This is a genomic window from Burkholderia crassaminum, assembly GCF_964265005.1.
In the GTDB taxonomy this organism is placed as follows: Bacteria; Pseudomonadota; Gammaproteobacteria; order Burkholderiales; family Burkholderiaceae; genus Burkholderia.
On record NZ_OZ183799.1, the window covers coordinates 669,720 to 687,641 of the forward strand.

A 17,922-nucleotide genomic window follows, 5' to 3' on the forward strand; every position below is an offset into this window, starting at 1 on the left:
CAACAGCGAACCTGCAGGTCCGCCGGGCAAGCACGATTTTCGATCCACTCCTGCGCGCGCGCCGTCGCGCCGCTTAAAGCCTAGTCCGAACCACACCATGCACGAGAGATACGTACCCGCCGACGTCGAAGCCGCCGCCCAGGGCGACTGGCGCGCAGCCGATGCCTACAAGACGAAGGAAGATTCGCAGAAGCCGAAGTTCTACTGCGTGTCGATGCTGCCGTACCCGTCCGGCAAGCTGCACATGGGTCACGTGCGCAACTACACGATCAACGACGTGATGTACCGCTATCTGCGGATGAATGGCTACAACACGCTGATGCCGATGGGCTGGGACGCGTTCGGGATGCCGGCCGAGAACGCCGCGATGGCGAACGGCGTGCCGCCCGCGAAGTGGACTTACGACAACATCGACTACATGAAGCGCCAGATGCAGTCGATGGGCCTCGCGATCGACTGGTCGCGCGAAATCGCGACGTGCAAGCCCGATTACTACAAATGGAACCAGTGGCTGTTCCTGAAGATGCTCGAGAAGGGCATCGCGTACAAGAAGACGGGCACCGTGAACTGGGATCCGGTCGACCAGACCGTGCTCGCGAACGAGCAGGTGATCGACGGCCGCGGCTGGCGTTCGGGCGCGCTCGTCGAGAAGCGCGAGATCCCGATGTACTACCTGCGCATCACGCAGTACGCGGATGAGCTGCTGAACGACCTCGACGGCCTCGGCTGGCCCGAGCGCGTGAAGATCATGCAGCAGAACTGGATCGGCAAGAGCTTTGGCGTGAACTTCGGCTTCCCGTACGAACTCGACGGCGAGAAGAAGCTGCTGCGCGTGTTCACGACGCGTGCCGACACCATCATGGGCGTCACGTTCTGTGCGATCGCGGCCGAGCATCCGCTGGCCACGCGCCTTGCGCAGGACAAGCCCGAGCTGCTCACGTTTATCGACGAATGCAAGCGCGGCGGTGTCGCCGAGGCCGACGTTGCGACGATGGAGAAGAAGGGCGTCGCGACGGGCTTCTCGGTCGCGCATCCGCTGACCGGCGAGCCGGTCGAGGTGTGGATCGGCAACTACGTGCTGATGAGCTATGGCGAAGGCGCGGTGATGGGCGTGCCGGGACATGACGAGCGCGATTTCGCGTTCGCGAAGAAATACGACCTGCCGATCAAGCAGGTGATCTCGGCCGAAGGCCAGACGTACTCGCTCGACGCATGGCAGGAGTGGTACGGCGACAAGGAAACCGCGGTCTGTGTTAACAGCGGCAAGTACGACGGCCTGCGCTATGCGGAAGCCGTCGACGCGGTCGCGGCCGACCTGAACGCCGGCGGCTTCGGCGACAAGCAGGTCACGTGGCGCCTGCGCGACTGGGGCGTGTCGCGCCAGCGCTACTGGGGCACGCCGATCCCGATCATCCACTGCCCGTCGTGCGGCGACGTTCCGGTGCCCGAGCAGGATCTGCCCGTCGTGCTGCCGGAAGACCTCGTGCCGGACGGCTCGGGCAACCCGCTCGCGAAGTCGGAAGCGTTCCTGAACTGCGCGTGCCCGAAGTGCGGCGCTGCCGCGAAGCGCGAAACCGACACGATGGACACCTTCGTCGATTCGTCGTGGTACTTCTCGCGCTACACGGCGCCGGACGCCGACACGATGGTCGACGCGCGCACCGATTACTGGATGCCGATGGATCAATACATCGGCGGCATCGAGCACGCGATCCTGCACCTGCTGTATTCGCGCTTCTGGACCAAGGTGATGCGCGACCTCGGCCTCGTGAAGTTCGGCGAGCCGGCGAAGAACCTGCTCACGCAGGGGATGGTGCTGAACGAGACGTTCTACCGTGAAGACGCTTCCGGCAAGAAGACCTGGTACAACCCGGCCGACGTGACCGTCGCGTTCGACGACAAGGGCCGCCCGGTCGGTGCGACGCTGAACACGGACGCCCAGCCGGTCGTGCTCGGCGGCATCGAGAAGATGTCGAAGTCGAAGAACAACGGCGTCGATCCGCAAGTGCTGATCGACCAGTACGGTGCGGACACCGCGCGCCTGTTCACGATGTTCGCCGCGCCGCCCGAGCAGCAGCTCGAGTGGTCGGGTGCGGGCGTCGAGGGCGCGAGCCGCTTCCTGCGCCGCGTGTGGAGCTTCGGCGCGACCAACCGCGAAGCGCTCGCCGCGCGCGCGGGCTTCGATGCGGCCGCGCTCGGCGAAGCCGACAAGACGCTGCGCCGCGAGATCTACAGCGTGCTGAAGCAGGCCGATTTCGATTACCAGCGCCTGCAGTACAACACGGTCGTGTCGGCCGCGATGAAGATGCTGAACGCGATCGACGGCGCGAAGGGCGCGACGCCCGGCGTGCTGCGCGAGACGTACGGCGTGCTGCTGCGCGTGCTGTACCCGGTCGTGCCGCACGTCACGTTCGAGCTGTGGAAGGCGCTCGGCTATGCGGACGAATTCGGCCCGCTGCTCGACGCGCCGTGGCCGAAGGTCGACGAGGCCGCGCTCGAGCAGGCCGAGATCGAACTCGTGCTGCAGGTGAACGGCAAGGTGCGCGGCGCGCTGAAGGTCGCGAAGGACGCGAGCCGCGAGGCGATCGAAGCTGCGGCGGTGGCCGACGACGCGTTCGCGAAGTTCAGCGACGGCAAGCCGGCGAAGAAGATCGTCGTCGTGCCGGGCCGCCTCGTGAACATCGTCGTTTGACGGCCGCTGGCCGTCGGACGTACCCAGAAGGAGCGAAGGTGATCCGCAGATCGTTTTTGATGCTCGCCGTCGGCAGCGCAGTCGCGCTGTCGGCATGCGGCTTCCAGTTGCGCGGCCAGCAGGACTACGCGTTCAAGCACCTGCTGATCGTCGGCGCGCCGGCGCCGGTCGAGGCGCGGTTCGTGCGCCTCGTCGAGGCCGGCAGCGACACGAAGATCGTCAAGTCGGCGGACGACGCCGACGCCGTGCTGCGCATGTGGGAGTCGCGCGGGCAGAACACGCTGACGCTCAACAAGTATGGCTCGGCACAGGAATACGCACTGTTCTACACGCTGAACTACACGCTGACGAGCAAGGACGGCACCGTGCTGATTCCGCCGAGCGTGATCGCGCTGAACCGCGCGATGACGTATAGCGATCAGTACACGAACGCGAAGGCGCAGGAAGCCGACCTCCTGTACGCCGACATGCAGAGCGACGCGGTCGACCAGCTGATGCGGCGTCTCGCGATCGTCCACTCGCTGACGCCGGCGCCGGAAGACGTGGTGCCGGGCGTTGCGCCGCGCGCGCCGCTGCCGCCGCCGCCGCTCTGATCGACGGCGCACGCACCGATGCAATTGCGACTTGATGCGCTGGAGCCGCACCTCGCGAAGGGGTTGGCCGGGCTCTATACCGTCTACGGCGACGAGCCGCTGCTCGCGCAGGAAGCGTGCGACCGCATTCGTGCGGCCGCTCGTGCGGCCGGCTTCACCGAGCGTTCGGTGCATACGGTCGAGCGGGGCTTCGACTGGAGTGTGCTGCTCGGCGCGACCCAGGCGATGTCGCTGTTCGGCGAGCGCCAGCTGATCGAGCTGCGCATTCCGTCGGGCAAGCCCGGCAAGGAAGGCGCCGATGCACTGAAGACGCTCGCGGCCACACCCAACCCCGACGCGCTGATGCTCGTCACGTTGCCGCGCCTCGACGCGGCCACGCAGAAATCCGCGTGGTTTACCGCGCTGCAGAACGGCGGCGTCGCGCTGAAGATCGATCCGGTCGACCGCGCGCAGCTGCCGAACTGGATCGGCCAGCGCCTCGCGATGCAGGGCCAGCGCGCCGCGCCCGGCGAGGACGGGCGGCGCGCGCTGCAGTTCATCGCCGAGCGCGTCGAAGGCAACCTGCTCGCCGCGCACCAGGAAATCCAGAAGCTCGGGCTGCTGTATCCGCAGGGCGCGCTGTCGTTCGAGCAGGTGCACGACGCGGTGCTGAACGTCGCGCGTTACGACGTCTTCAAGCTGAACGAAGCGATGCTCGCCGGCGACGCCGCGCGGCTCGCACGGATGATCGACGGGCTGAAGGGCGAGGGCGAGGCGATCGTGCTCGTGATGTGGGCCGTCGTCGAGGAGTTGCGCACGCTGCTGCGGATCAAGCGCGGCACGACGGCCGGCAAGCCGCTGGCGACGCTGCTGCGCGAGAACCGTGTGTGGGGGGCGCGCGAGCGGCTGATCGGCCCTGCGCTGAACCGCGTGTCGGAACCCGTGCTCGAGAAGGCGCTGGCGTTTGCCGCGAAGCTCGACCGGCAGGTCAAGGGGCTCACGGCCGTCGTGCCCGGCCGCCGCACGCAGGACGAACCGCCGCCCGATCCGTGGGACGGGCTGTTCCAGCTCGCGATGACGGTGGCCGGTGCCCGTGGCGAGCGACCGCCGACCGCGGGTCGCGTGCGACGCTAAGTCCCGTCCGGGCCTTCAGCGCGCGCTGCGCAACCCGCTTACAATATTTCGATCGCTGGCGCGGCGCTTCGTCCGCCGCCCACGCTTCCCCACGAATTCATGCCGCCGAGCGCGGCGCGCTTCTCGAGTCACACGATGGATATCGATCAGTACATGACCGACCTGGGCCGCCGCGCCCGGCACGCCTCCCGCGCGATGGCGCGCGCCAGCACGGCCGCGAAGAACGCGGCGCTCGACGCCGTGGCGCGCGCAATCGAACGCGACGCGCAGGCGCTGAAGGACGCGAATGCCCGCGATGTCGCCCGTGCCCGTGAAAAGGGGCTCGATGCGGCGTTCGTCGATCGCCTGACGCTGTCGGACAAGGCGCTGCAGACGATGGTCGAGGGCTTGCGCCAGGTCGCGTCGCTGGCCGATCCGATCGGCGAGATCAGCAACCTCAAGTACCGCCCGAGCGGAATCCAGGTGGGCCAGATGCGTGTGCCGCTCGGCGTGATCGGCATCATCTACGAATCGCGCCCGAACGTGACGATCGACGCGGCTGCGCTGTGCCTGAAGTCGGGCAACGCGACGATCCTGCGCGGCGGCTCCGAAGCGCTCGAATCGAACGCGGCGCTTGCGAAGCTGATCGGCGAAGGGCTCGAGGCAGCCGGCCTGCCGCAGGACGCGGTGCAGGTCGTCGCAACCGCCGATCGCGCGGCGGTCGGCAAGCTGATCACGATGACCGAATACGTCGACGTGATCGTGCCGCGCGGCGGCAAGAGCCTGATCGAGCGCCTGATCAACGAGGCGCGCGTGCCGATGATCAAGCACCTCGACGGCATCTGCCACGTGTACGTCGACGATCGCGCCGGTCTCACCAAGGCGCTGACCGTCTGCGACAACGCGAAGACGCACCGCTACGGCACCTGCAACACGATGGAGACGCTGCTCGTCGCGAGCGGTGTCGCGGCGAAGCTGCTGCCGCCGCTCGGCAAGCTGTATCGCGACAAGCAGGTCGAACTGCGTGTCGACGCAGCCGCGCGCGCGGTGCTCGCCGACGCGGGCGTCGGCCCGCTCGTCGATGCAACCGAGGAAGACTGGCACACCGAGTATCTCGCGCCGGTGCTCGCGATCAAGGTCGTCGACGGCCTCGACGCCGCGATCGAGCACATCAACCACTACGGCTCGCACCACACGGACGCGATCGTCACCGAGGATCACGACCGCGCGATGCGGTTCCTGCGCGAGGTCGATTCGGCGAGCGTGATGGTCAACGCGTCGACGCGTTTTGCAGACGGTTTCGAATTCGGCCTCGGCGCGGAAATCGGCATCTCGAACGACAAGCTGCACGCACGCGGCCCCGTCGGCCTGGAAGGGCTGACGTCGCTGAAGTACGTCGTGCTCGGACACGGCGAAGGCCGCCAGTAAAAAGCGAGGCACACAACCGATGGCGATGCTCTGGGTCAAGACGTTCCATATCGTTCTGATCGCCGCGTGGTTCGCGGGGCTGTTCTACCTGCCGCGTATCTACGTGAACCTGGCGATGGAAACCGATCCGGCTGCCGTGCGGCGCCTGTTGCTGATGGCGCGCAAGCTGTTCCGCTTCATGACGATGATCGCGGTGCCGGCGCTGGCCTGCGGGCTGTGGCTCTGGCTCTCGATCGGCATCGGGCAGGGGCAGGGCTGGATCCATGCGAAGGTGACGGTCGTGCTGCTGCTCATCGTCTATCACGCGTATTGCGGGCACCTGCTGCGGGTGTTCGAGCGCGGCGAGAACAAGCGCACCGACAAGTGGTATCGCGTGTTCAACGAGCTGCCGGTGCTCGGCATGCTCGCGGCGGTCGCGCTGGTCGTGATCAAGCCGTTTTGAGCGACGCGGCCGGCCAGGTGCGGCCGGCGGGCACGTACCGGTTGGAATCATGCAAAACGGCGCCCCGCGGGGCGCCGTTGTTCGTTTACGTGCTGTTTCGTTGTTTCGTTTCGCGCGGTGCCTGCTCAATCCTTCGCGCCGTCGTCGATCCGGCGGCGCGTGATTGCTTCCTTCGCGCGCCCGACCCGTTCCATCAGCGCGGGGCCGCGCGACAGCGCGACGCCGACCGCTAGGATGTCGCCGATCGCGAGATGCGACATCCGCGACGTCATCGGCGAGAACACGTCCGTTTCCTCCGCAACATTCGACGCGAGACTCACCGTCGCGAGCTTCGCGAGCGGCGAATGGCTCTGCGTGATCGCGACGACTTTCGCGCCGCACGCGAGCGCGGAGCGCGCGGCGTCGACGATGTCGCGCGTGCGGCCGGTGTTCGAGATCGCGACGACGACGTCGTGGGGCCCAAGCAGCGCGGACGACATCGAGAACGTGTGCGGATCCGAATACGCGACGCTCGGCACGCCGAGCCGGAAGAACTTGTGCTGGATGTCCTGCGCGGCGATGCCGGAGCCGCCGGCGCCGTAGAACTCGATCCGCGATGCGTTCGACAGCAGTGCGATCGCATCGGCGACGCTGCCGGCCGACAGGCTGTTGCGCACCTCGATCAGCGCGCCGATCGTGCGGTCGAATACCTTGCCGATAATGCCGGGCGCGGGCTCGTCGGGCTCGACGTCGCGATACACCGACGACACGCCCGGCGCGACGCTCTGCGCGAGCCGGATCTTGAACTCGCGAAAGCCGCTGCAGCCGAGCGCCTGGCAGAAGCGCGCAATCGTCGGCTGGCTGACGCCCGCGCGCGTCGACAACTCGGTCATCGCGAGGTCGAGCACCTCGCGCGGCGCGGCGAGGATGTAGTCGGCGAGCTTGCGCTCGGACGGGCGCAACTCGGCGCGGATCGCTTCAATGCGGGGCAGCATGGGACGGCAGGCAGGAATCGGGTTCGGATGAGCGAGTGTATCGCAATCGAATTGTAGAAAATCTACATGAAATTACTAGCTTCATTATCGACGATTCATGGTGATCGGGGTATCGGTGATTAGGGTTTTCACTAGGTAAAGCCTTACTGGTGGCGGGAATTAGGGTTGCGCGCATGCTGTTCGACATTGCATGCGTGTAGTTTTTCTACTAGACTGGCTTCGTTCGTTCGACGCATTCGATCGTCCCCACGATTCCAACCGCCGGTGTCGGCCGGCATACAGGAGCGCCCAGCATGACGTCGCTGCACCCCACTCTGGCGAAGGTCACCGAACGCGTGATCGCCCGCAGCCAATCGACCCGTTCCGCCTATCTGCAGCGCATCGACGGCGCGCAGGGCAAGTTCCCGGCACGTGGGGCGCTGTCGTGCGCGAACCTCGCGCACGGCTTCGCGGGCCTCGAGGGCAACGACAAGTTCTCGATCAAGGCGATCCGCGAGCCGAACATCGGCATCGTGTCCTCGTACAACGAGATGCTGTCCGCGCATGCGCCGTACAAGGATTTCCCCGAGATCATCAAGGCGGCCGCGCGCGAGAACGGCGGTGTCGCGCAGTTCGCGGGCGGCGTGCCGGCGATGTGCGACGGCGTCACGCAGGGCAACCCGGGGATGGAGCTGTCGCTGTTCTCGCGCGAGGCGATCGCGATGGGCACGGCAATCGCGCTCACGCACAACATGTTCGACGCCGCGCTTTGCCTCGGCATCTGCGACAAGATCGTGCCGGGCCTCCTGATCGGCGCGCTGCAGTTCGGCCACCTGCCGACGATCTTCGTGCCGGCCGGCCCGATGACGAGCGGCCTGTCGAACGACGACAAGGCGAAGATCCGCCAGCAATTCGCGACCGGCCAGGTCGGCCGTGACGCGTTGCTCGAAGCCGAATCGGCCGCGTATCACGGCCACGGCACCTGCACGTTCTACGGCACCGCCAACAGCAACCAGATGCTGATGGAGCTGATGGGGCTGCACCTGCCGGGTTCGGCATTCGTCCATCCGCACACACCGCTGCGCACCGCGCTGACGGCCGAGGCCGCGCGCCGCGTGCTCGACCTGACCGTCGAGCGCGGTCACTACACGCCGATCGGCCATGTGATCGACGAGAAGGCGATCGTCAACGGGATCGTCGCGCTGCTCGCGACGGGCGGCTCGACCAACCACACGCTGCACCTCGTCGCGATCGCGCGCGCGGCCGGCATCCTGATCGACTGGAACGACTTCGACGAACTGTCGGCCGTCGTGCCGCTGCTCGCGAAGATCTACCCGAACGGCAAGGCCGACGTGAACCACTTCCACGCGGCGGGCGGCGTGGCCTTCCTGGTGCGCAACCTGCTCGAAGGCGGGCTGCTGCACGAGGACGTGACGACGGTCGCGGGCAAGGGGCTGTCGCACTACACGAAGGAACCGAAGCTGATCGACGGCAAGCTGACGTGGGTCGACGGCACGGCCGAGAGCCACGACACGAAGGTGCTGCGCGGCATCCGCGACCCGTTCCAGCCGGACGGCGGCCTGCGCCTGATGCAGGGCCGGCTCGGCCGCGGCGTGATCAAGATTTCGGCGGTCGCGCCCGAGCACCGCAAGGTGACGGCACCCGCGATCGTGTTCGATTCGCAGGAGGCCGTGCAGGCAGCGTTCGATCGCGGCGAGCTGAAGCGCGATTTCGTCGCGGTCGTACGCTTCCAGGGCGCGCGCGCGAACGGGATGCCCGAGCTGCACCGTTTGACGCCGCTGCTCGGCGTGCTGCAGGATCAGGGCTTCCATGTCGCGCTCGTCACCGACGGCCGCATGTCGGGCGCGTCGGGCAAGGTGCCGGCCGTGATCCACGTGTCGCCGGAAGCGCTGCTGGCCGGCCCGCTCGGCAAGGTGAAGACGGGCGATACGCTCGTGATCGACGCGGAAGCCGGCGTGCTCGACATCGAGGTCGACGCCGCCGAGTGGCAGGCGCGTCCGGTCGCGCAGCCGCTGCACCAGGCCGAGAACGAGGTCGGTTTCGGGCGTGAACTGTTCGGCGTGTTCCGCGCGGCCGCCGCGCCGGCCGAGCAGGGCGCATCGGTTTTCGGCACGCTGGTCGGCGAAACGGCCGCCCACGTCGCCGCATGAATTTCAAGGAGCCAATTCAATGAAGACGATTGCTGAAATCGTGAAGCTGGGCCCGGTCATCCCGGTGCTCGCATTCGACTCGGTCGAGCAGGGCGAACACGTGTCGCGCGCGTTGCACGCGGGCGGCGTGAAGGTGCTCGAGATCACGCTGCGCACGCCGGCCGGCCTGGAAGCGATCCAGCGCGCGAGCCAACTCGCGGACGACATCGTCGTCGGCGTCGGTACGATCACGAAGCCCGAGCATTGCGAGCAGGCGAAGCGCGCGGGCGCGAAGTTCGGTGTGTCGCCGGGCCTGACGAAAGAGCTGCACCTCGCGTCGCTCGATGCGGGCCTGCCGCTGCTGCCGGGCGTGATGACGCCGAGCGACATCATCCAGGCGCTCGAATTCGGCTACGAGATCGTGAAGTTCTTCCCCGCCCAGCAAGCGGGCGGCGTGCCGATGCTACAGGCGTTCCACGGCCCGTTCCCGGCGCTGAAGTTCTGCCCGACCGGCGGCATCACGGTCGACACTGCGCCGAATTTCCTGAAACTGCCGAACGTCGTGTGCGTCGGCGGCTCGTGGCTCACGCCGAAAGCCGCGCTCGCTGCGCAGGACTGGGCCGAAGTCACGCGCCTCGCGCAAGCCGCGAGCCAGCTGCCCCGTTAAGACTTGTACGAAATGACGATTTGACCCTCGGAAATCAGGCGCTTAGTGCTTGTTTTACCGAGGGTTTTTGCTGATGGAACCGGTTCTATCCGCGGGCCGTAAAGATAAGTAAAATTCAGCGTCCTGACGGGGTGGGTACCCCCCGTGTTCCGGAGACCTGCATAGCCGGGCATACTCGCAACAACTCGCCCGGTTCGAACAATTCTAGGAGGAGTGCCACATGGGGGCTGTCCAAGGCAGCATGCTGCTCGTATTCACGCTGATCGCGATTGCCGCGCTGATCCTGATGATCGCGCGCTACAAGATCTACCCGTTCCTGGTGCTGATCATCGTTTCGCTCGGCCTTGGTCTCGTCGTCGGCATGCCGATGGACAAGATCGTCAAGTCGTTCGAGGCGGGCACCGGCGGCACGCTCGGCCACATTGCGATCGTCGTCGGCCTCGGCACGATGCTCGGCAAGATGATGGCCGAATCGGGCGGCGCCGAACGGATCGCGACCACGCTGATCGACTGGTTCGGTGAAAAGAACATCCACTGGGCGATGATGTTCGTCGCGATCATCGTCGGCCTGCCGGTGTTCTTCGAAGTCGGCTTCGTGCTGCTGATCCCGATCGCGTTCAACGTCGCGAAGCGCACCGGCAAGTCGCTGCTCGTCGTCGGCCTGCCGATGGTGGCCGGCCTGTCCGTCGTGCACGGGCTGATCCCGCCGCACCCGGCCGCGCTGCTGGCCGTTCAGCAATACGGCGCCGATATCGGCAAGACGATCGCGTTCGGCCTGCTCGTCGGCGTGCCGACCGCGATCATCGCGGGCCCGCTGTTCGCGCTGACGATCTCGAAGTTCGTGAAGCTGCCGGAAAACAACCCGCTTGCCGCGCAATTCGTCGATTCGCGCACGGATGGCAGCAAGCGCGAACTGCCGAGCTTCGGCATCACGCTGTTCACGATCCTGCTGCCCGTCGTGCTGATGCTCGTCGGCAGCTGGGCCGACCTGCTGTTCACGCCGAAGTCGCTGCCGAACAACCTGCTGCGCTTCGCCGGCAACTCGGACGTCGCGCTGCTGATCGCCGTGCTCGTGAGCTTTTTCACGTTCGGCAAGCTGCAGGGCTTCAACCGCGACCAGATCCAGAAGTTCTGCAGCGAGTGCCTGGCACCGATCGCCGGCATCACGCTGATCGTCGGCGCAGGCGGCGGCTTCGGCGGCGTCCTGCGTGACAGCGGGATCTCGCAGCAGATCGTCGAGACCGCGAAGCACGCGCACCTGTCGCCGTTGCTGCTCGGCTGGTTCGTCGCGGCGCTGATGCGTCTCGCGACGGGTTCGGCGACGGTCGCGATGACGACCGCCTGCGGCATCGTCGCGCCGATCGCGGCGGCGGCCGGCACGACGGTCAGCCCGGAGCTGCTGGTGCTCGCCACGGGCTCGGGCTCGCTGATCTTCTCGCACGTGAACGACGGCGGCTTCTGGCTGATCAAGGAATACTTCGGGATGACGGTCGGTCAGACGTTCAAGACCTGGTCGTTGCTCGAAACCATCATCTCGGTGCTCGGTCTCAGTTTCACGTTGCTGCTGAGCATGGTTCTGTAACAAGGGGTAGTCAATGATTCTGATCGCAATGGGCGTGTCGGGCGCGGGCAAGTCGCGAATCGGCGAAATGCTGGCGGAACGCCTGTCGTGCACCTATACCGACGGCGACGCGTTTCACAGCGCGGCGAACAAGGAAAAGATGCACCAGGGCATTCCGCTGACCGACGACGACCGCTGGCCGTGGCTGCGTACGATCCGCGAGGCCATCGAGGAAAAGCAGCGCGCGGGCGAGACGGCCGTGTTCACGTGCTCGTCGCTGAAGCGCTCGTACCGTGACGTGCTGCGCGGCACCGACACCGACGTGCGGTTCGTGTATCTGAAGGGTTCGTTCGAGGTGTTGCACGAGCGCCTGAAGAGCCGCACCGGCCATTTCTTCGATCCGTCGCTGCTGAAGAGCCAGCTCGATACGCTCGAGGAGCCGGGCCCGGACGAAGCGATCGAGGTCAGCATCGAGCTGACGCCCGAACAGATCGTCGATCAGGTCATGCTGAAGATCGGCATCGCGCAGCAGCACTGAGCGCGGGTCGCGGGAGTCCGACAAGCAAGGGCGTCGATGAACTGATCCTGCAATTGAATTGGGATTCAGAGACTGCGAGCCCAAGGGCTGAGTCCTGTGTTACAGGGCCTCAGCCCTTTTCATTTGGTGATGTGCGTTCCTGCGGGTGACGGCTCGGACGCGTCGCGTTACCCGCTGCAGAATCAGTTTTTGTTGCGGGGAAGTTTTTTGAATTTCCCACCCGTCACCCAACCTTCGCCAGCCTGGCACTTGACCTTGGTGTACATGTCGACTTTGCCAGCCATGTCCATGCCGGGCTCACAGCCATCTGACGGTTGAAGGAAAAAGGCGATCTTTCCGTCGATACTGTCATAAACAGGAATGCGATCTTCCGCAATCCAGGTTTCATCAGGGTGCGCGGTACAGCCGATCATTAGAGTCGCCAGCAACGGGATGATGCTATTTCTTCGGATAAACATGCTCGGCAACGAGTCGTCGTGAGTGCTTTAATCCTGTCATGAGATCGGCAGGGGAAATGGTGTCCGCGAATGACCAGCGACGATCGTATGCCTGTATACCTGCGGATTCAAGTATCTCGGCAATATTTGAAGAGCAACTGTTTTCAAGCAAAGAATATGGCTCGTTGGCGGCGATTCGTTTGTGAATCTCGGCAAGAATTTTTTGCTTTTCCGCGGCGGTTACCTTCAGTACATATCCCCATGAGTCCCGTTGCATGTCAACCTGCTGGCGGTGCAAGTAATGCTCCTTCGTGTCGATGTCCCATCGTGCCGGAGCGCGCCCATATTCTCGGCCATCTACGATGATTGCCGTATGACCGAACTGTGATCCTCTGGAAATTAGCCGAGAATCGCTGACGATGATTTCGACGGTTTCGCGGCTCGTATGCGCGAACACCTCTTTTGCACCGGTGTTTGTGGTGGGCGTGGTTGTCTTCATCGCCGCCTTGATGAGCAGCTTGCCAGTCCTTGATATGATCGTATCCATTTTTTAAATGTAAATATGTACGTCTTCGGAATCGACTGTCGACGAAAGCAAGTGCGTATGACCGTCGCCATCTGTAACACCGTGCTCAATCTTGCCGTTTGCACGCAAGATTGCGTATTCCGTATTTATCAGTGGCATGCCCGAAGTGGCATTAAAAAGCTTGAATCGGTCGTCGAAGCATGCTGAACCGATCGGAGATGTGAGGTTCTGATCTGCACGAAAACCAAGTTGCGCCAACTCATGACCTTCGAACGACATGGAACCCGTGGATTGCGAGGCAATCAGCCTTGGAGGTGGGGCGCACTTGCAGATGCAGATGTCATTTTCGAGCGCAATCTGTTTACCCATCAGCAGCATGGTGCGATAAGGTTGAACATTTGCAATTCGGCCTACCGATTTGCATGCATTGCAATAGATTTCTGCGCCATCGTAGGCAACGGCTTTGCCGTGATGCTTAAATGAATTTTCTCCCTGTATTACCGTTCCGCCGGCTGTTGTTTTGTCATCGATTCGAATGAAATGGCGTCTCATGAAATATCCTGGAAATCATTGCGTATAGACTGCCATGAATTTTATTGAGATGCCTATTGTTGATGAGGGGATTGTTGTGAAGTGTTAATGCGTTAAAAATTGTTGAAATGCCGAATTCAGATTGGGATTGTCTGTATTTTTATTTAATTTTTGGGTGGCATGCCTGATAAGATAATGCTTATCTAGGAGGTTGGCGGTGCGCTTTATCAAGTATGCCTATTCTGAAATAGCTAATCCTCCCTTAAGACGGGTCCTGCACGCGCAATCGGCATCACGCGTGCGTGGATTACTTATTGCCACCGACAGGGGTGCCGCGTGCTCGTAGCGCGATGCCGTCGAGCAGCACGTCCAGCATCGTGTCGTGCACGGCTGCCGGATCGAGCTGCGCATAGAGCGGGGCGGCCGCTTTGACGAGCGGATGCTCGGCGTCCGACAGCGCTTCCATTTCCGCCAGCTCAACGTCGTTCGCGGCGCGCGTGAGGCCGCCGGCCTCCGCGGCGGCAAGCCCGATCACGCTCGCATACCAGCCAACGCATACCGATGGCAGCGCCGCGCGCGGGATGCCGGCGTCGGCCAGCGCGCGATGCACGGCTTCGATGTGCGCGAGATCGGCCGGCCCGGTACTCATGTGCCGCTGCAGGAGTGCGAACGCGGCCGGATAGCGCAGCGCGAGCGAGCGGTACTGGCGCGCGAGGTCGCGCAGCCGTTCGCGCCACGGCAGTGTGGCGTCGACCGGCACGAGCGAGCGCGACAGCGCGTTCGCGATCGCGCGGCTCAGGCCCTCCTTCGACTTGAAGTGGTACAGCACGCTCATCGGATCGCAGCCGACCGACTGCGCGAGCTTGCGCACGCTGAACGCGGCTTCGCCGACGTCTTCGAGCAGCGCGAGCGCGGCTGCGACGATTGCATCCTTGTCGAGGCCGCGCGGGCCCTGGGCGGGTTTGTCTTTCATCGATACGGGCTGGCGTGCCGGTGCGGTACCGGCTGTAAACTTGACGAAAGTAAATTCTACACTGTAGAATTATTTCTGCGGTGTAGAAATTGGGTGTCCCGGCACCTTTCAATACGTGCTTTCGCACAGTCCGGGATTCAGGCGGCACGAGCGTGCCCGCCGTCAACACGGGCCATCGCGCCCCTTTCTTCGTTGACACCCATGTGGAACCGGCTGCCCCACCCGCGAAGCCAGAAGGCTCTTCGACAGGCGGCCCAAGACCATGCAAGTGCAATCATGACTTTCAACAGCCAACCCCTGATCCAGGGCGAATCGCGTTTCGAGCAAACGCAACTGAACATCGAAAAAGACAACTGGAACTGGTGCGACCCGGCCCGCTACGACGGCGAGCGCCCGGCGAACTGGTACGAGGCATCGCTGTCGCGCCACGCGAACGGCGCGCCGCTTGCGCACGACGTCGTATGCGACGTGCTCGTGATCGGCGCGGGCCTGCTCGGCGCATCGGCCGCGCTGCATCTCGCGGAAGCGGGCGTCGATACGATCCTCGTCGACAAGCATCACGTCGGCTCGGCCGCGTCGGGCCGCAACGGCGGGCAGCTCACGCCCGGCCTCGCGCGCTGGGAAGCCGCCGACATGATCGACCACCTGTCACACGACGACGCGAAGCGGCTGTGGCGCTTCGCGTCGGCCGAGTCGATGGACCTGATCGATGCGATCGGCGCGCGTTACGCGCTCGAACTCGACCGCAAGCGCGGCCACATCACGGCGGCCGTCCACCCCGGCCACATGAGCGCGCTGCTGGACGGCGCAGATGCGCGCCGCCATCTCGGCGACGCCGGCGTGACGCTCGTCGGCCGTCATCAGCTGCATGACGAATACGTGCGCTCGGGGCTGTACCACGGCGCGGCGATCGATGCGGTTGGCGGGCAGATCCATCCGCTCGCGCTCGTGCGCGGCCTCGCGCACGGCTTCCAGCTGAACGGCGGCGTGCTGTTCGAGGGTACCGAGGTGCTCGAGCTCGACGAGACGCCGGAAGGCGTCGTCGCGACGACGCCGGGCGGCACGATCACGGCGCGCAAGGGCGTCGTACTTGCGCTGCACAACACGACGTTCCGGCTGCTCGACGACGGTGCGGCGACGACCGTGCCGTTCTTCACGTACGTGAGCGTCACGCAGCCGCTGGATGTCGACGTCGCGACGCTGATGCCGGCCGGCATGCCCGTGTACGACACGCAGTTTCAGATCGACTACTACCGGCCGGTACGCGGCAACCGCCTGCTGTTCGGCGGGCAGGGCACCGGCACGTGCTGGGCGCAGCCTGACGTCAATGCGTATCTGCTGACGCGGCTGAACACGGTGTTCCCGCAGGTCGACGGCAGCTTCGCGCTCGACTACTGCTGGAGCGGCGTCAGCGACTTCACGCTGAACGGCGCGACCGACAGCCGCAAGACCGACGGCCGCGTGCCGATGTACATGGTGCAGGGCTGGAGCGGCCACGGCGTCGCGCAGACGGTGAGAATCGGCAAGGCGATCTGCGACGATTTCGTCGGACGCAACGACGATTTCTCGATGCTGACCGGCATCGACCATCGCGCGATTCCGCTTGGCCGCCAGTTGTCGCCGATCGCGATCCCGGCCGCGAAGGCCGCGATGAGCGTGATGAGCGCGCTCAACCCCGGGCGGATGATTTCGTTCTGAGCGGATTGCGGCACGCAATGAAAAAGCCCGATGCGATTACTCGCATCGGGCTTTTTTTTCGTCCGGCGACGGCGGTGCTTACGCGATCCGTTTCGCGAGTTCGACGGCCTTGCCGATGTACGACGCAGGCGTCATCGCGAGCAGGCGATCCTTCGCGTCCTGCGGGATCGCGAGCGTGCCGACGAACTGCTGCAGCGCTTCGCGCGTGATGCCCTTGCCGCGCGTCAATTCCTTCAGCTGCTCGTACGGGTTCTCGATGCCGTAGCGGCGCATCACCGTCTGCACCGGCTCGGCCAGCACTTCCCAGCAGTTGTCGAGGTCTTCGTTCAGGCGCTGCGGGTTAACTTCGAGCTTGTCGAGGCCGCGGATCAGCGAGTCGTACGCGAGCAGCGAGTAGCCGAGTGCGACGCCCATGTTGCGCAGCACCGTCGAGTCGGTCAGGTCGCGCTGCCAGCGCGACACCGGCAGCTTGTCGGCGAGGTGGCGCAGCGTCGCGTTCGCGAGGCCGAGGTTGCCTTCCGAGTTCTCGAAGTCGATCGGGTTGACCTTGTGCGGCATCGTCGACGAGCCGATTTCACCGGCCTTCGTCTTCTGCTTGAAGTAGCCGACCGAGATGTAGCCCCACACGTCGCGGTCGAGGTCGAGCAGGATCGTGTTCGCGCGCGCCACGGCGTCGAACAGCTCGGCCATGTAGTCGTGCGGCTCGATCTGGATCGTGTACGGGTTGAACGTGAGCTTCAGGCGGGTTTCGATCACGTCGCGCGAGAACGCTTCCCAGTCGAATTCCGGATACGCGGACAGGTGGGCGTTGAAGTTGCCGACCGCGCCGTTCATCTTGCCGAGGATCTCGACCTTCTCGATGCGGGTGATCGCACGGGCGAGACGCGCGGCGACGTTCGCGAGTTCCTTGCCGAGCGTCGTCGGGCTGGCCGGCTGGCCGTGCGTGCGCGACAGCATCGGCTGTTCGGCATGCGCGTGCGAGAGCGCGACGAGGCGCTGGTAGACGGTGCGCAGCGCTGGCAGGATCACGTGTTCGCGCGCGCCGGCGAGCATCATCCCGTGCGACGTGTTGTTGATGTCTTCCGACGTGCACGCGAAGTGGATGAATTCGCTGGCCTTTTCGAGTTCTTCCTGGCCCTTCACCGATTCCTTCAGCCAGTATTCGACGGCCTTCACGTCGTGGTTCGTCACGCGCTCGATTTCCTTGATGCGGGCGGCGTCGTGCGCGGTGAAGCGCTCGGCGAGCTGCAGCAGGAATTGTTCGGACGCATCGGAGAAGCGCGGGACTTCCGCGAAGCCGGCGCGCGACAGCGCGATCAGCCAGTGCACCTCGACGGTGACGCGGTGGCGCATGAAGGCGGCTTCGGAGAGCCAGTCGCGCAGCGCTTCGGTCTTGCTGGCGTAGCGGCCGTCGATGGGCGAAAGCGCGGTGAGGGCGAAAAGCGTATCGGGACGAGTGTCGGACATGATCGGGCGGGCCTTGGGGCCGGGTCGAGCGAGGGGAAGGAGAATCCGGCATTTTACCATCGGCGCGGGACGATCCCGGTCGCGCGCGGCGGGCGGGCACCACCGCGTGCGGATGTCGAGCCGGCGCCCGTTCCCGGCGGGGCGCCGGGCCGCTCGCCGCGCCGCCGGCCGGGC

16 protein-coding genes are annotated in these 17,922 nt (G+C 64.9%); 10 read left to right on the forward strand and 6 right to left on the reverse strand.

The genetic code is table 11. The features are described from left to right. Positions 1-97: 97 nt before the first annotated feature. The 5 genes from leuS (at position 98) to ACPTTF_RS03100 (ending at position 6,247) form a co-directional block, all read left to right on the forward strand. Positions 98-2,692 carry a leucine--tRNA ligase gene (leuS, locus tag ACPTTF_RS03080; RefSeq protein WP_423370231.1) on the forward strand — a complete coding sequence of 865 codons (2,595 nt, stop codon included), beginning with the start codon at positions 98-100 and terminating at the stop codon, positions 2,690-2,692. Between the two features lie 38 nt (positions 2,693-2,730). Beyond that, positions 2,731-3,285, forward strand: coding sequence for an LPS assembly lipoprotein LptE (lptE, locus tag ACPTTF_RS03085; protein ID WP_166964826.1), 555 nt, complete (start codon positions 2,731-2,733; stop codon positions 3,283-3,285). 18 nt (positions 3,286-3,303) lie between these two features. Beyond that, positions 3,304-4,398 (forward strand): DNA polymerase III subunit delta, encoded by a 1,095-nt coding sequence (holA, locus tag ACPTTF_RS03090; RefSeq protein WP_423370232.1) that lies wholly within the window; start codon positions 3,304-3,306, stop codon positions 4,396-4,398. Positions 4,399-4,533: 135 nt separating this feature from the next. Then, positions 4,534-5,805, forward strand: coding sequence for a glutamate-5-semialdehyde dehydrogenase (locus ACPTTF_RS03095; RefSeq protein ID WP_423370233.1), 1,272 nt, complete (start codon positions 4,534-4,536; stop codon positions 5,803-5,805). A gap of 19 nt (positions 5,806-5,824) precedes the next feature. Continuing rightward, the gene (locus ACPTTF_RS03100; protein ID WP_208102237.1) at positions 5,825-6,247 is read left to right on the forward strand and encodes a CopD family protein; all 423 of its coding nucleotides are present in this window, start codon (positions 5,825-5,827) and stop codon (positions 6,245-6,247) included. Between the two features lie 125 nt (positions 6,248-6,372). Here ACPTTF_RS03100 and ACPTTF_RS03105 read toward each other — a convergent pair whose 3' ends face one another. Then, entirely contained in the window at positions 6,373-7,221 is an 849-nt protein-coding gene (locus ACPTTF_RS03105; RefSeq protein WP_011350936.1) for a MurR/RpiR family transcriptional regulator, read from the reverse strand. A 293-nt stretch (positions 7,222-7,514) separates the two neighbouring features. Between ACPTTF_RS03105 and edd the strand changes: the two genes are divergently transcribed. From edd to ACPTTF_RS03125, 4 genes are all read left to right on the forward strand, one after another. Then, positions 7,515-9,371, forward strand: a complete 1,857-nt coding sequence (gene edd, locus ACPTTF_RS03110) for a phosphogluconate dehydratase (protein WP_423370234.1) — start codon at positions 7,515-7,517, stop codon at positions 9,369-9,371. Between the two features lie 19 nt (positions 9,372-9,390). Then, positions 9,391-10,017: a bifunctional 4-hydroxy-2-oxoglutarate aldolase/2-dehydro-3-deoxy-phosphogluconate aldolase gene (gene eda / locus ACPTTF_RS03115; RefSeq protein WP_069247127.1), complete on the forward strand. Its 627-nt coding sequence runs from the start codon at positions 9,391-9,393 to the stop codon at positions 10,015-10,017. Between the two features lie 220 nt (positions 10,018-10,237). Further along, a complete protein-coding gene (locus ACPTTF_RS03120) occupies positions 10,238-11,599 on the forward strand; it encodes a GntP family permease (RefSeq protein ID WP_166964819.1) in 1,362 nt (453 codons plus the stop codon). A 13-nt stretch (positions 11,600-11,612) separates the two neighbouring features. After that, positions 11,613-12,116, forward strand: a complete 504-nt coding sequence (locus tag ACPTTF_RS03125; protein WP_166964818.1) for a gluconokinase — start codon at positions 11,613-11,615, stop codon at positions 12,114-12,116. A 182-nt stretch (positions 12,117-12,298) separates the two neighbouring features. On the opposite strand, the gene ACPTTF_RS03130 is transcribed toward ACPTTF_RS03125, so the two are convergent. The 4 genes from ACPTTF_RS03130 to ACPTTF_RS03145 form a co-directional block, all read right to left on the reverse strand. Continuing rightward, positions 12,299-12,529 (reverse strand): hypothetical protein, encoded by a 231-nt coding sequence (locus ACPTTF_RS03130; protein WP_243771822.1) that lies wholly within the window; start codon positions 12,527-12,529, stop codon positions 12,299-12,301. A gap of 25 nt (positions 12,530-12,554) precedes the next feature. Continuing rightward, positions 12,555-13,100, reverse strand: coding sequence for a DUF4105 domain-containing protein (locus ACPTTF_RS03135; RefSeq protein ID WP_166964814.1), 546 nt, complete (start codon positions 13,098-13,100; stop codon positions 12,555-12,557). Positions 13,101-13,103: 3 nt separating this feature from the next. Further along, positions 13,104-13,631, reverse strand: coding sequence for a PAAR domain-containing protein (locus ACPTTF_RS03140; RefSeq protein ID WP_423370235.1), 528 nt, complete (start codon positions 13,629-13,631; stop codon positions 13,104-13,106). Positions 13,632-13,917: 286 nt separating this feature from the next. After that, positions 13,918-14,583, reverse strand: coding sequence for a TetR/AcrR family transcriptional regulator (locus ACPTTF_RS03145; RefSeq protein ID WP_423370236.1), 666 nt, complete (start codon positions 14,581-14,583; stop codon positions 13,918-13,920). Positions 14,584-14,859: 276 nt separating this feature from the next. On the opposite strand from ACPTTF_RS03145, the gene ACPTTF_RS03150 reads away from it, so the two are divergent. Then, positions 14,860-16,281 (forward strand): NAD(P)/FAD-dependent oxidoreductase, encoded by a 1,422-nt coding sequence (locus ACPTTF_RS03150; RefSeq protein WP_423370237.1) that lies wholly within the window; start codon positions 14,860-14,862, stop codon positions 16,279-16,281. Between the two features lie 78 nt (positions 16,282-16,359). On the opposite strand, the gene purB is transcribed toward ACPTTF_RS03150, so the two are convergent. Continuing rightward, positions 16,360-17,748, reverse strand: coding sequence for an adenylosuccinate lyase (purB, locus tag ACPTTF_RS03155; RefSeq protein WP_423370238.1), 1,389 nt, complete (start codon positions 17,746-17,748; stop codon positions 16,360-16,362). Positions 17,749-17,922: the final 174 nt, after the last annotated feature.

Coding starts and splice junctions, on each gene's coding strand:
- eda (WP_069247127.1), top strand. CDS start 9,391: ATGAAGACGATTGCTGAAATCGTGAAGCTGGGCCCGGTCATCCCGGTG.
- purB (WP_423370238.1), bottom strand. CDS start 17,748: ATGTCCGACACTCGTCCCGATACGCTTTTCGCCCTCACCGCGCTTTCG.
- ACPTTF_RS03130 (WP_243771822.1), bottom strand. CDS start 12,529: ATGATCGGCTGTACCGCGCACCCTGATGAAACCTGGATTGCGGAAGAT.
- ACPTTF_RS03095 (WP_423370233.1), top strand. CDS start 4,534: ATGGATATCGATCAGTACATGACCGACCTGGGCCGCCGCGCCCGGCAC.
- ACPTTF_RS03135 (WP_166964814.1), bottom strand. CDS start 13,100: ATGGATACGATCATATCAAGGACTGGCAAGCTGCTCATCAAGGCGGCG.
- ACPTTF_RS03145 (WP_423370236.1), bottom strand. CDS start 14,583: ATGAAAGACAAACCCGCCCAGGGCCCGCGCGGCCTCGACAAGGATGCA.
- leuS (WP_423370231.1), top strand. CDS start 98: ATGCACGAGAGATACGTACCCGCCGACGTCGAAGCCGCCGCCCAGGGC.
- ACPTTF_RS03105 (WP_011350936.1), bottom strand. CDS start 7,221: ATGCTGCCCCGCATTGAAGCGATCCGCGCCGAGTTGCGCCCGTCCGAG.
- ACPTTF_RS03150 (WP_423370237.1), top strand. CDS start 14,860: ATGACTTTCAACAGCCAACCCCTGATCCAGGGCGAATCGCGTTTCGAG.
- holA (WP_423370232.1), top strand. CDS start 3,304: ATGCAATTGCGACTTGATGCGCTGGAGCCGCACCTCGCGAAGGGGTTG.
- ACPTTF_RS03125 (WP_166964818.1), top strand. CDS start 11,613: ATGATTCTGATCGCAATGGGCGTGTCGGGCGCGGGCAAGTCGCGAATC.
- ACPTTF_RS03100 (WP_208102237.1), top strand. CDS start 5,825: ATGGCGATGCTCTGGGTCAAGACGTTCCATATCGTTCTGATCGCCGCG.
- ACPTTF_RS03120 (WP_166964819.1), top strand. CDS start 10,238: ATGGGGGCTGTCCAAGGCAGCATGCTGCTCGTATTCACGCTGATCGCG.
- ACPTTF_RS03140 (WP_423370235.1), bottom strand. CDS start 13,631: ATGAGACGCCATTTCATTCGAATCGATGACAAAACAACAGCCGGCGGA.
- edd (WP_423370234.1), top strand. CDS start 7,515: ATGACGTCGCTGCACCCCACTCTGGCGAAGGTCACCGAACGCGTGATC.